Origin of the sequence: Nonomuraea longicatena, from assembly GCF_039525605.1 — a bacterium.
Classification (GTDB): Bacteria; Actinomycetota; Actinomycetes; order Streptosporangiales; family Streptosporangiaceae; genus Nonomuraea; species Nonomuraea longicatena.
Map to the genome: position 1 here is coordinate 111,389 of NZ_BAAAHQ010000011.1, position 12,668 is coordinate 124,056.

At 71.6% G+C, this 12,668-nt stretch carries 11 protein-coding genes and 1 pseudogene; 8 read left to right on the plus strand and 4 right to left on the minus strand.

Annotated features, from left to right (window positions below; genetic code table 11):
* Positions 1–12 precede the first annotated feature (12 nt).
* Complete coding sequence (locus ABD120_RS13165; RefSeq protein ID WP_343950112.1) at positions 13–1,191, plus strand: pentapeptide repeat-containing protein; 1,179 nt, start codon at positions 13–15, stop codon at positions 1,189–1,191.
* A gap of 196 nt (positions 1,192–1,387) precedes the next feature.
* The gene (locus ABD120_RS13170; protein ID WP_343950113.1) at positions 1,388–2,584 is read left to right on the plus strand and encodes a serine hydrolase domain-containing protein; all 1,197 of its coding nucleotides are present in this window, start codon (positions 1,388–1,390) and stop codon (positions 2,582–2,584) included.
* A gap of 126 nt (positions 2,585–2,710) precedes the next feature.
* On the opposite strand, the gene ABD120_RS13175 is transcribed toward ABD120_RS13170, so the two are convergent.
* Positions 2,711–3,079, minus strand: a complete 369-nt coding sequence (locus ABD120_RS13175; protein ID WP_343950114.1) for a hypothetical protein — start codon at positions 3,077–3,079, stop codon at positions 2,711–2,713.
* Between the two features lie 103 nt (positions 3,080–3,182).
* Between ABD120_RS13175 and ABD120_RS13180 the strand changes: the two genes are divergently transcribed.
* A complete protein-coding gene (locus tag ABD120_RS13180) occupies positions 3,183–5,243 on the plus strand; it encodes an AAA family ATPase (protein WP_343950115.1) in 2,061 nt (686 codons plus the stop codon).
* Positions 5,244–5,265: 22 nt separating this feature from the next.
* Here the strand turns inward: ABD120_RS13180 and ABD120_RS13185 are convergent, their stop codons facing one another.
* Positions 5,266–6,903, minus strand: coding sequence for a hypothetical protein (locus tag ABD120_RS13185; RefSeq protein WP_343950116.1), 1,638 nt, complete (start codon positions 6,901–6,903; stop codon positions 5,266–5,268).
* 320 nt (positions 6,904–7,223) lie between these two features.
* On the opposite strand from ABD120_RS13185, the pseudogene ABD120_RS13190 reads away from it, so the two are divergent.
* Positions 7,224–7,559, plus strand: a pseudogene (locus ABD120_RS13190) (SDR family NAD(P)-dependent oxidoreductase); the annotation flags it as partial.
* A 47-nt stretch (positions 7,560–7,606) separates the two neighbouring features.
* On the opposite strand, the gene ABD120_RS13195 reads toward ABD120_RS13190, so the two are convergent.
* A complete protein-coding gene (locus ABD120_RS13195; RefSeq protein WP_343950117.1) occupies positions 7,607–8,506 on the minus strand; it encodes a hypothetical protein in 900 nt (299 codons plus the stop codon).
* Between the two features lie 208 nt (positions 8,507–8,714).
* On the opposite strand from ABD120_RS13195, the gene ABD120_RS13200 reads away from it, so the two are divergent.
* The 3 genes from ABD120_RS13200 to ABD120_RS13210 all read left to right on the plus strand — a co-directional run bounded on the left by ABD120_RS13200 (position 8,715) and on the right by ABD120_RS13210 (position 11,772).
* On the plus strand, positions 8,715–9,269 hold the full coding sequence (locus ABD120_RS13200; protein WP_343950118.1) for a hypothetical protein: 555 nt from the start codon (positions 8,715–8,717) through the stop codon (positions 9,267–9,269).
* Positions 9,270–9,274: 5 nt separating this feature from the next.
* The gene (locus ABD120_RS13205; RefSeq protein ID WP_343950119.1) at positions 9,275–10,447 is read left to right on the plus strand and encodes a DUF1266 domain-containing protein; all 1,173 of its coding nucleotides are present in this window, start codon (positions 9,275–9,277) and stop codon (positions 10,445–10,447) included.
* An 86-nt stretch (positions 10,448–10,533) separates the two neighbouring features.
* Positions 10,534–11,772, plus strand: a complete 1,239-nt coding sequence (locus ABD120_RS13210; RefSeq protein WP_343950120.1) for a sensor histidine kinase — start codon at positions 10,534–10,536, stop codon at positions 11,770–11,772.
* Here ABD120_RS13210 and ABD120_RS13215 read toward each other — a convergent pair.
* Positions 11,747–12,388, minus strand: a complete 642-nt coding sequence (locus ABD120_RS13215) for a response regulator (protein ID WP_343950121.1) — start codon at positions 12,386–12,388, stop codon at positions 11,747–11,749. The two genes, ABD120_RS13210 and ABD120_RS13215, sit on opposite strands and share 26 nt — an antisense overlap.
* A 94-nt stretch (positions 12,389–12,482) precedes the next feature.
* Here ABD120_RS13215 and ABD120_RS13220 point away from each other — a divergent pair, with 94 nt between their 5' ends.
* Positions 12,483–12,668 carry a DUF6229 family protein gene (locus tag ABD120_RS13220; RefSeq protein ID WP_343950122.1) on the plus strand — a complete coding sequence of 62 codons (186 nt, stop codon included), beginning with the start codon at positions 12,483–12,485 and terminating at the stop codon, positions 12,666–12,668.

A 12,668-nucleotide genomic window follows, 5' to 3' on the forward strand; every position in this document is an offset into this window, starting at 1 on the left:
AGGACCACTACGGTGATCGTCGTGGTCAGCGCGAAGGAAGTCGTCAGGCAGGGTCCGCAGGCGTTCAACGCCTGGCGGGTGGCTCATCCGGATGAGGTGGCGATCGATCTGGCGGGCGCCTCCCTGGTCGGCCTGCAACTGGATCGGGCACTGCTGGGCGGGGCCGACCTGTCCGGGGCGGACCTGTCCGGAGCCTCCCTCGTGGGCGCGACACTCTCGGGCGCCGATCTCACGCGGGCCCGGTTCGCGGGCGCCGACCTCACCGGCGCGATGTTCGGCCCACCTGAACTGGTGGATGCGACGCTGGCGCTGTCACCGCTCGGGGCTCGGCTCATGTACGGCGCGACCCTCACCGACACCGTCTTCACCGGGGCCGTCCTTCACCGCACCTCCTTTCGAGAGTGCGACCTGGCGGGCGTCGACTTCCGCGGCTGCGACGTGTCCACGCTGGACCTGCGGCGCACCACGTTGGACGACGCCCTGGTCTCGCCCCCGGAGCCGTCCGATCTCCGGCCGTTCGGGGGTGCCGCGCCTGCGGACCTTCGGCGGGAGGAACTACGGCGGGCGGCGGAGGCCGGTGACGTCGGTGCCATGGATCGGCTCGGCCTGCTGCACACCGACGCGGGCGAACTCGCCGAGGCCGCCCGCTGGTACGAACGGGCGGCCCGGGGCGGTCATCCGGGTGCGACGCACAGCCTGGCCGTCGTCCTTGAGGACGCGGGTGACGTCGAGGGCGCGATCACCTGGTATCGGCGGGCCGTCGAGCTGGGGAATCCCGGCGCGATGCACAACTACGCGCTCATCCTGGCCGCGCGGGGCGACCGGCAGGTCGCCGAGGCCATGTACGAACGGGCGGCGGCGGCCGGGTCGGCGCGGTCGATGTGCAACATCGGGGTGCTGTGTGAGGAGCGGGCGGAGAACGGCCAGGCCGAGCGGTGGTACCGGCGGGCGCTCGACACCGGCTATTCGCGGGCGGGCTTCTACCTGAGCCGGCTGTCCTACGCCCGAGGCGACCTCGACGGCGCGCGGCGCTGGTGCCGGCTCGCGGCCGAGGGCGGCGACCCGGCCTCCATGTACGCCCTGGCGAAGCTGGCCTTCCAGGCGGACGACCTCGCGGAGGCGGAGCACTGGGCCAGACGCGCGGTGTCGGCCGGCCACCCGGAGGCCCTGCGCGACCTCGGGCTGGCCTGACAGCAGGGCCGACCGACCACGGCCTTCGCGGTTTTGGACGGCCCGGGGCCATCGCCCGTGCCGGGGAGTCACGTGTGTCGTGCGGTGCCGTACTCGCTCGTGCGGGGGAGGTGGGAGATCGCCGTCGTCGGCGATGTGGGCGCAGGGGGTTGATCGCCAGGATTGGCGACATCACCACAGCACCTGGAGAAAAGCCATGAAGCGCACCTATATCGCCGCAGCTCTTGCCCTTGCCGCCCTCTCGCCGGTCGTCGCCGCCCCCGCGTGGGCGGCGACCACGTCCGGAGCGTCCGCGTCCACGGCGTCCGCGCCCACGTCGCTGCCGCCCGTCAACGATGAGGCGCTGAAGCGGAGCATCGCCGGGTTGCCCGCCGCCGACGCGACCGCCGCCGACGTGCGGGTGGGCGGGTCCGCCGGTACGTGGCGCGGCGTCAGCGGCGTCACCGGCCTGAGGACCCAGCGCCCGGCCAAGGAGGGCGCCAGGTTCCGGGTGGGCAGCGTGACCAAGGTGTTCACCACTGCGGTGGTGCTCCAGTCGGTCGCCGAGGGCAAGGTGAAGCTGGACGGCACCGTCCAGGAGTACCTGCCGGGCCTGCTGCCCGAGGAGTACCCCGACATCACCGTCGGACAGCTCCTCAACCACACCAGCGGACTGCCCGCCCCCAAGCTGGACGGTTCGTTCGAGGAGGTGTACGCCAACCGGTACAAGCGGATCACGCCCGCCGAGTACGTGAAGCTGGCCGTCCAGAACCCGATCGAGTTCACCCCCGGCACCGCACAGCACTACCTGAACATCAACACCTTCGTCGCCGGCCTGCTGATCGAGAAGGTGACGGGGACGACGTACGAGAAGGCGGTCGCCGAGCGCATCCTGCGCCCGCAACGGCTGCGCGACACGTACCTGCCGGGTGAGTCCGTCAAGATCAAGGGACGGCACAACCTCGCTTACCAGGTCGTCCCCAAGGGCTTCCCCGACTCGTTCGCCCACGGTGGGCGGTACCTGGTGGACATCACCAACCGGAACGTGACCACCTCCTGGGCCTCCGGCGACCTGATCTCTACCACGGCGGACTTGGAGACGTTCATCAAGGCGCTGTTCTCGGGCCGGATCGTGCCAAAGGCGTACATGGAGCCGCTGTTCACCGTCCCGAAGGTGAAGCAGTTCGGCGGCGACAAGGACGCCGCCTACACCTCCGGCCTCACCGAACTGGTGCTGCCGGGCGGAATCGTCGCCTACGGCAAGTCGGGCGCGCAGTACGGCAGCGCGGCGGGCATCGGCGCCACCCGCGACCTGCGCCGCACGCTCACCTACGTCGTCAACTCGACGGACGCCAAGGCGGAGGGACAGAACCAGCGCACCCTCGGCGTGATCATGGCGACCTTCGGCAAGTAGCCCGACGGCAGCGGCAGGCATCGGCTCCCCGGGCTGACGGCGGCAAAGCGCCTCCCCGGGCTGACGGCGGCAAGGCACCTCCCCAGGGCGCGCCGACAGCACGTCGGCTCGGGGTCGGCCTCGGTGCTACTGCTGCGGGCCGCCGAAGTTGAGGGACCCGATGTAGGCGGTCTGGATCACGGGCCCCGTTTGAGTCCCGCCGGTGATGGTGTTGGTGTTGTGGATGGTCTGCCCCAGGAGGGGCTGGGTCTCCCGCGCCCACGTGGTCAGCGTCTCGCCGAAGACCGGGTCGGCGCCGCCGCGCTCGACCATGAGGTCGATGACCCGCTGAGAGTCCGCGCTCTCCGCCGACTCCAGCGCCGCCGCCTCTGCGGACCCGTCGCCGAACCGCCGCCTGACCAGCCCGGTGAGCGAGCTCCAGGCACTTCTGCCGACCTCGCCCGCCGCGCCGCCGAGCAGCGCGCTGATGACCGCGGCGACAACCTCTGCATCCAATGAATCCCCCTAAAGCCGTTCAATGGGAACGCGTCCAGGTCACTCGGTTTGCAGATCTTGTAGCCTACCGGGAAACGGCGGTCGATCCAGAGGGCGGTCTTGAATGGTCGGCAACGAGTTCGGCGGCCAAGCTCACGCGCACACGGTCATCCAGGTCGCCGGCAACGTCTTCGGCGACGTGAATTCCGCCCGTGAGCAGGTGGTTCCGCGCGAGACCCCGCCGCCGCTGGCCGGATTCGTGGACCGCGACGAGTTCGTCCAGCAGCTTTCCGCATTAACCACGGATTCCCGTAAACCCCCGCAAATCGTGGTCGTTACCGGACCGCCCGGAATTGGGAAAAGCGCCGCCGTCCGAAAATTCGCCCACCTTTCGGATGCCCGATTCCCGGCCGGAGACCTCTACGTCGACTGCGCGGACCACGCGACCGACCTCAGCGGCATGCTCGCCTCCTGCCTCAACGGGCTGGGCGTCGCGGACGAGCACATGCCGGGCACCACGGCGGGCCGCTCGAAGTGCCTGCGCACCCGTACGTCCAGGCAACCCATCCTGGTCGTCGTCGAGAACGCCACCCAGCCCGCCCAGATCACCGCCATGCTGCCGCGCGCGCCCGGCAGCCTCCTGCTCGCCACCACCAGCGCCGACCTTGAGCACCTGCACGCCGAGGGGGCGGTCTTCCTCCGGCTCGACCGGCTCGACGAGGCCAGCAGCCTGGAACTGTTCGCCGGCGTCTCCGGCGTGCGCACCCCTGCGGCCCGGCCCCTCGTACGGCTCTGCGCCGGACTGCCCCTCGCCATCCTCGCGATGGCGGGCCGGGCGGCGGGCGGACACGAGGACACCCTGGCCGACCTGGAAGCGGAACTCACCGACGAACGCCGCCGTCTGGCCGCGTTGTCACTAGGAGGCCGACCCGTCGTGTCCGCCACGTTCACCGCAGCCTACGAGCGGCTGCCCGCCCGCGCCCGGCACCTCTATCGCGTCCTCGGCCTGCTGCCCGTGCTCGACTTCACCGCCGACACGGCCGCCGTCGCCTCGGCCACCGATGCCGCGACCGCCCGCCACCTGCTGGGCGTGCTCGCCGCAGCGAACCTGCTCGAACGCCGCCCGGAGGGCAGGTTCCGCTTCCACGAACTGATCCGCGTCCACGCCGCCGACCAGGCAGCGAAGGAAGCACCCGCCGCAGGCCAGGTGGAGTGGCCGCAGGCGGAGGTGGTTGCCAGGGTTGTGCGGCACTACCTGGTCAGAGCGGCCTTCGCCGACCGCGCGCTGATGGGGGTGCGCAGCCGTGTCGCCGACCATGACCGGCTGCTCGCGGGTGAATCCGACCCGTTCGCCGAACCGGACGCCAAGGCGGCTGCCGCCGCGTGGTTGCGCGCCGAACGCCCCAACCTGGTGGCGGTCGTGCGGGCGGCCGACGACACCTCCGCCTGGCAACTGGCCGAGGCCCTGACCGGGTTCTACCTCAACTACCGCCACCTCGGCGACTGGATCGCCACCGGCGAACTCGGCATCCAGGCCGCCGGGCGCTGCGGCGAACGGCGCGCGGAGGCCCGCCTGCGCATGATGCTCTCCCGCGCCCACACCGACCGGGGCGACCTGGACCGTGCGGACGCCGAGACCCGCCGCGCCGTGGACCTGGCCCAGAACCTCGACGACCTGGTCCTGCGCGCCTCCGCGTGGGAGTTCCGAGGCCGCTACCTCGACCAGGCGGACAGCGGTCCGCAGGAGGCGCTGGAGGCGTACGAGCAGGCCCACGAGCTGAACGTGCGGGCGGGAGAGTGGCGCGGGGTCGGCCTGGTCCTCTATTTCCAGGGCCGCACCCTCGCCAGGGTGGGTGAGCACGCCCGCGCACTGGACCTGCTGCGGCGGGCGGAAGACCTGCTGAGCTGGTACGGCGACGCCCGCATGACCGCCAGGACGCGCATCGACATCGGCGCCGCGCTCATCCGGCTGGACCACGACGCCGAGGCAGTGACCATCCTCACCGGATGCGTGCGCGACCTGGACGGGAAGCACTACGCCGCACAGGCTCTGGAACTGCTCGCCGAGCTGGCCGAGCGGGCGGGGGACCGTACGGGCAGGGAGGGGTGTTTGCGCGCGGCCCGCGCGATCTACGCCTCGGTCGGCCACCCCCGCGCCGACGAGATCACCCCGGCCGCCCCCTGAGACGCCAGGGAGAAGTCTCGGCTCAGCACACGTGCAGTTCCGTCCCGAGCCCCCCAGCCCGTACGGTCACCCGCCCCCCGACCCCCGCCCGCACACACGTGTAGAGCGCCGCCGCCACTGACGACGCGTCCCCGTCCCCGGAGGCCGTCAGGCGGCGGCCGTCGCGCAGCAGGGCATGGCACTCCCGGTCACCCGCCGCCACGGCCATGAACGCCGCCGGGTAGTGGCTGAGCGCAGCGAGTGCCCATTCCCCGGCCTCCTCCCGGCCGGTGACCCGGGCGCGGACGACGACGGTCGCATTGTCCACGAGCAACCGATCCGGCTCGTCCTCATAGCAGGACAGATGTGTGTACAGCCCGCCTGCGCGCCGAGTGTCGCCCCGCCCGCGTGTGGGATGCCGCCACACGTCGAGAACCCCGGGAGCGGCCACCCGCGAGTGAACGGTGAACGCGCGCGGCGGATCGGCCTCCGCACGCGGATCCGCCACGGCGGGCACCGGCACATGGGCGGAGGGGACGTCCAGCTCCAGCCGCTCGTACAGCAGGTCCCGCAGCGCCCGCACCGCCTCGCCCCGCCGGGCGAACATGCGCGCGGCCAGGTCCCCGTAGCGGCCGGGTGGGTGGGTGTCGATCGCGTGGGCGACCTGCTCTCGCAGCGAGCGGCCGGGGTCCAGCCGGGGCGCGACCCGCGCGAGGCGCTGGGGGGGGGTATCGGCGATGGTGGTCGTGCTGGAGGAGGCGAGGAGGACGGGCCGGTCCAGGGCGGCGCCGTACAGGGTGACGGAGCCGTGGTCGCCGACCACGGCGTCGGCGGCGACCAGTGCGGCCTGCCAGCCTCCGGACGGCGGGATGCGCAGCAGGCCCATCGCCCGCGCGTCCGCCATGACCTGCCCGGTGTGGAAGTCGCCGTGCCAGGAGCGGATGTTCGGATGGGTGACGACGGCGACGCGGTACTCGTCGTAGGGCAGTTCCTCCAGCAGCAGCGCGGGCAGCCGGGGCCAGGCGCCGAGCAGCGAGTCGTCCCGCCAGGTCGAGGTGAGCACGACGAGGCGCTGACGGCGGCCGACCCCGAGGGCGCGGCGGTAGTGCTCGCGCAGCGGCAGACTCGCGACCATCCGATCGTGTACGGCGTCGCCGATCACCACACAGCGGTCGGCGGCGTCCGGACGGCCGGGCCGGAGTTGCTCGCGCTGCCCGGGGTGGGAGACCGCCATCCACACCCGCTTGCCGCGCAGGTAGCGCTCGGGCACCACACCGGAGACCCGGTCCCCGGCGCCCCTGGAGTCCGGGACGTTCTTGTGGAAGCCGATCCCGTGCGGCAGCACCACGACGGGGGCGTCCAACTGGTCGAGGTCCACGTTCTCGCTGGCGGTGAGCACGAGGTCGCAGTCCAGGGCGGGCACCCCGTCCCAGGGGACGAGCCGTACCCCCGCCTCGGCCAGCAGTTCGGGCACCCCGTCCCCGAACGCGGAGGTGGGGTCGAAGGCGAACAGGACGTGCACCCGCTCGTCCGACCGGAAGACCGACAGGGCGTCGAGCAGGCGGACGGTCGAGGTGTAGGTGCGGGCGACCGCGAGCACGGTCCGGCATGCCCGGAAGGTCTCCCACCGTCGGCGATCTGACCACTGTGTGGGCAATCGCAGGGATTCGTCCGGGTCCATGGGGACTTTATAGCGCGCCCTTCGCCGGATCCTCCGAAAGGCGCGGTGTGCGCCAGGGGCCTTGCGCATGGGTGCGCCCCGGCCGGTCCCGAACAGCGTGACGTCGGCGGGTCGCCCGAAAGGAGGACGGGCGGGCGCCTGTTCGGGCGATGCCGCCGGTCGCCGCCCCTGGCGAGGATGAACCGGCGATCACCGATATTTCACGACAAGGAACTTCTTCACGACGGTCCGCGTCAGCCGCGCCCTGCTGCCCGCCCTCCGGGACGGCTCGGCCGTGGTGAACGTCTCGACCGGGGTGGCCAAGATACCCGTCGTCCGGCCCGCACTTCTACGCCACCTCCAAGGCGGCGGTCACCGCCTTCAGCAAGGGCCTGGCCGAGGAACTCGGCCCGCGCGGGATCCGCGTGAACACCGTCTCCCCGGGCCTCATCGACACCCCACTGTGGATCGAGTACGGCGACCGCCTCAGCGAGCGCGCCGGCCAGGACCGGGCGGAGTTCCTGGCCGCGCTGCCCGGCCGGGTGAGCGTGACCCTCGGCCGCTGGGGCGCCGCCGACGAGGTCGCCGACCTCGTCGTCTTCCTGTCCTCACCGGCCGCGAGCTACATCACCGGCTCCGACCACATCATCGACGGCGGCGCCATCAAGACGGTGTGAGAACGGCCCGGCCGAGGGCCCGCAGGAGCCCTCGGCCGGGTGTCCGGTCAGCCGGGCGGGATCTGGCCGTTCTTGGCGACGGGCACCCCGAGCTGCGTGGCGGCCGACAGCGTCGCCCGCTCGACCGGCAACCGGGCGAGCACCGGGTTCAGGTGCCGCAGCGTGAGCGTGACCGGCCGCAGCGTCTGCGTGCCGATGTCGAACTTCTCCAGATCGACCCAGCGCACGATGTCCAACGCCTCGGGCGGGATCTGGTCACCGGCCTTCTGGACCGGCACACAGAGCTGGCGGGCGTTGGTCACCTGCACGCTGTGCCGGGGGATCTGCCCGACGAGCACCGGGTTGAGCTGCTCCAGCCCGAGCCCTCTGTTCATCGCGAAGTTGGGCGTGATCGCGTGGCACTTGAGGTCGATGTGCGAGACCAGCGTCAGCACCTCGGGCGGCGGGATCACGTCGTTCTTCGCGACCGGCACGCAGAGCTGCTGGGCCGCGCCGAGCAGCGCGTCGTGCCGTGGCACGTCCTGAAGCAGCGGGTTGAGCTGGCTGAGCACCAGCCCCCTGTTGGGGCTGGCTCCCTGGATCCGGTAGCAGGCGAGGTCCACGTACTTGATGAACTCGGCCACGTCGGGCGGCGGGTGCTGCCCGTTCTTCGCGACCGGGACGCACAACTGCTCGCGGGTGCCGAGGGTGACCGTCTCCGGCGGCAACGTGGCCAGTACCGGGTTCAGATGCCGCAATTGAAGCTGAGTGGCGGGCGGTTGGTAGGGATCCGTCCGGAAGCATTCCAGGTCGAGGAACGACACGAACGGCTTCGGCTTGGGCAGTGCCACGGCGGTGGCGGGCGAGGAGATGAGGAACGCCATCGCGCACACGGCGACGACGGCGGATAACAGGCGCCGGACCAGCGGTTTGGCACGGCCATGAGCCCCGATACGCGGATTGCTCACTTGTCCCTCCATAAGGGATGACAGGGATGGATATTCACTGTCCGCCGATGTTCGCATGCTGACAACAGCGATGGCCGCTTTTTGTCAGCCCGGTGTTTTCGTCTTTCACTTTTCTGCCGATTCGAGCGCGTCAATGTTTTATAATTTGCGACGCAACCGGAAACGGTCGCGTCCGGATATTTGTCGGCGTACGCCAGAGGATCCGCCAATGAAGGACGTCCCCCTCCCCGCCACGGCGTTCGCCGACGCGCGGACGCGGATGCTGCTGGCCAACGACGGCTCGACCACCCGCCTGCTGGAGTCGGTTCTGCGCGGCCCGCTCACCGTGATCGTCGAGAAGCAGGTCGAGGAGGACGCGGCCGGCCTGCCCCGGCCGGTCCGCGAGGCGCTGCGGCTGGACAGGCGGGAGACCGTGGTGACGCGGCGCTCGCTGCTGGTCACCGCCGACCATCGGCCGGTCTCCCGCAACCTGGTGGTGATCGCGGACGAATCCCTTCATCGCCTGGTGGCCGACCGGACGGTCCCGCTGGGCCTGGCCCTGGTGTCGGCGGGCGTCGAGCAGCGCCGTACCACCCTGGCCATCGGGCGGTGCTCGTGGCCGCAGGCCGGGCCGTACCGTCTGGCGGCGGTGAAGACCTACCTCATCGCGACCGGCGGACACCCCCGGCTGCACCTGCGCGAGATCTACAACCCCGACCTGTTTCCCGCCCACCTGCACCCGGCGTACACAGCGGAGGCCGGGTTCCGGGCGGCGGTAATCTAGAGATCATGCTGCCCCAGGGGGAATGGCAGCCCCCGTCGGAGACCGAGCGGGATCTGTACGCGGCCAAGCTGCGCGGCGACTGGCCCGGATACTTCGACGTGCTCGCCGTCGCCGACCTCTGGCACGCGATGCCGCGCGCCTTCGTCGAGGCGAACCCCGGCAGGCGCCGCTACACGCCCACCCCCTGGGGCCACGGCCCCGGGGTCCTGGTGTTCCTCACCAGCGGCATGCTGCCCCACCCCGAGCCCGACCCGGTCTTCTTCACCGTCGATCTCGGCGATCTCGTCGAAGACTGGAGCCACCACGACGTGTGGCTGGCCGTCAACCCCGGCAGCCCGTGCGAGGCGTACTTCCCCGCGACCCCCGAGCACCGGAGGAGGTGGCGCTGGCACGCCGACGCGGCCGAGGGCCATTCCAGGAAGGGCCGGTTGCGCACCCTCTGGAGCGGCGGCGTGCTGCACGGCCCGCTCGCCCACGGCCTGGCCTGCGGCGCCCTGCTCTGCGTGGCCAACGGCTCGTTCTGGAACGCGATGGGCTGGCACGGCAGGGGCTTCAACGCGGAGCGGCGGCGCCTGTCCGAATGGTGGGGGATCCGCAGCAGGCAGGACTGGCAGCTCCGCCAGAAGGAACTGCTCGCCGACGACGTCGGCGACTCCCTGTGGGAGACGGTCCTCGGCGTCCGGGCCGCCATGGCGCGCGAACTCGGCGGCCACGTCGAGGTGGACCACTGGCGGCAGGTGACCGAGGGCCTGCTGCGCTCGCGCGGGCCCGACGGCCCCGCGCCGGACCGCCTGGTCGCCGGTGCGCAGCGGGTCATCGGTCGCATCACCAGGTACGAGGCCAGGTTCCGCGCCGACGGCCTGCTGCGTCCTGGCGGGTTCGTCGGCTCGGTCGACGCGTGGTTCTACGGCCGGGCCGCCAAGATGGCCCGCTGGGGGCTCGGCGCCCGCTACTGCTCGGTGGAAGAGGCCGAGGAGGCGGTGCTCGAAGCCGGACGGCTCAGCCGCCTGGCCTACTCCTCGTGGGAGGCGTTCTCCGCCGGTTACGTCCTGGGCCGCTGCCTCCACTTCGACGACGAGGAGTTCGGCCACTGGTACGCCGACATGCTCGCGGCCCATCGGACCCTCACCACCGACCCGGACAGTCCCTGGCTCAACATCCCCTTCAACAGCCCTTAGGGAATTCGGCCGCCCCTTATCCGACCCCGCTTGAGATCGCGCCGCACGCGGTGGATCTTTGAAGCCCGGTTCGTCGGAGGGGCTTCATGGCAGCAGCCGCGAACGACCAGAAGACCAGGCGCGGGCGGCGTTCGCTCGGCTGGCGCGACCCGCTGTTCCTGGCGTCGCGGCCGAGCGGCGACCGGGTGCGGCGGTTCGTGGCGATGCTGCTGATGTTGCAGCGGCTCAGCTACCTGCTGCCGTCGGCGGTGAGCCTGTTCGCCCAGAAGGCGCTCTTCACCGAGCCGGGCCGCAACGCGGTACTGCTGGCGGTGGCGCTGGTCTGGAACGTGACGCTGTTTCGCTGGGTGGCGCGGCGCGGCTGGTTCGCCCCCTCGGCCGTGGTGATCGACATCGTCGCGACCTGTGTCTTCCTCATCGGCATCACCAGCGCCTGCCAGCCGGAGTGGGGCACCTGCGTGCGCAACTGGTCCTCGCACGCGCTGCTGGCGACCGGGGCGCTGGTCGGCGCGGTCAGCGTGCGCCCGATCCAGTTCGCCGCGCTGGTCCCGCCGATCGCGGTCTACGCGGTCGCGCACGCCGCCGACCTCGGCCACCGCTTCCCGTTCCTGCTGGAGCTGGCCGTGCGGGTCAACAGCGCGGTGTGGTTCGCGGTCATCACCTTCTTCATCCGCCGCTACCTGGAAGCGCAGGCCACCCGCCTGGACCGGCTGGCCGAGGAGCGGCTGGCGGCCGAGGCCGAACGGGTGGCCGAACGGGTGGCCGAGCAGGCCAGGCTGGCGCACTACCGGCAGTTGCACGACACGGTCCTGGCCACTCTGACCGCGATCTCCAGAGGCGGCCTGGACCACCGTACGGAGGAGGTGCGGCGCCGCTGCGCCTCGGACGCCGCCTACGTGCGGGCGCTGATCAGTCAGGACGCCGCAGGCCCCGCGACCGGGCTGGGCAACGGCCTGGCCCGCGCGGTGGCGCGGGCGGTGGGCCTGGGCCTGACCGTGCGCTACGCGGCGGAGGCGCTGCCCGACGACCTTCCGGAAGAGGTCGCCGTGGCGATGGCGGAGGCGGCCACGGAGGCGCTCAACAACGTGGCCAGGCACTCGGGCGAGCGCGACGCCTGGCTCACCGCCGTCGCGGTGGACGGGGTGGTGACGGTCCGCACGGTCGATCGCGGCAGGGGTTACGACCCGGACCTGGTCGAGCCGGGTTACGGGGTGGGCTCGTCCATGGTGGGCCGGATGCGCGAGGTCGGCGGCAGCGCGGAGGTCATCACCGCGCCGGGCGAGGGGGTGTGCGTGGAGCTCAGGTGGCCAGACCGTCCTCTCTGACGCGGTCGGCGAGCTCCAGCTTCGTGTACGTCGGCCGCCCCGCCTTGCGGTATTTGTCCTTGACGCGTTCGAGGTAGTTCTTGGCCGTCCCCGGCTGCACCCCGGCGCTGCGGGCGGCGGCGGCGAGCGTCATGCCGGAGGCGTAGGCGAGCAGCACCGCCCGCTCCTGTGGCGACAGGACGGGCCGGTCACCGTCGCGGTCGGCCAGCCAGCCCAGCGCCAGTTCGGGGGAGATGGCCAGTTCCTCGCCGGCCACCTCCCTGAGCTTGGCGACCAGGGCGGGGAGGTCGTGGTCCTTGGTGAGGTAGCCGCCGGCCCCCGCGCCGATCATCTGCCTGGCCATGTCGCCCGAGGTCACGACGCTGACCACGAGCACCTTGCGGCCGAGTCCGGCCAGCCTGCGGACGTTGGCGACGGGGTCGGAGCGGTCGCCGAGCAGCAGGTCGAGCAGGACCACGTCGGCGGGCTCCCGCTCGGTCCTGAGCAGTTCGGGTACGGTCGTCGCCCGCCCGATCAGCCGTACGTCGGGCACCTCGGCCAGCCAGGCGGCCAGCCCCTCGATGAGCATCCGGTCGTCGTCCACCACAGAAACGGTGATCACTCCTGTCTTTCCCATATTCGGCAGAACATGTCAAGAGCGCAGTTATGGCGCCTTTCTGCCGACGGTCCCGGACGCAGATCATGGCGCCAGGTCCGAGAAGGGAGCAATCATGACCGTCACCCGCGAAAGGCCCGAAGAACTCGTCGCCGCCTGGAGGACGGGGGAGCACGACAGCCCGGCAGGCCCTCTCCTGCCCGGTCCGTACACCGAGTCGGAGATCACGATGACGGGGCTGGGACAGTCCGGCCAGTGCGGGACGGTCTGTTCCGGCTCCCGGACCCGCCCGTGCTGCTGA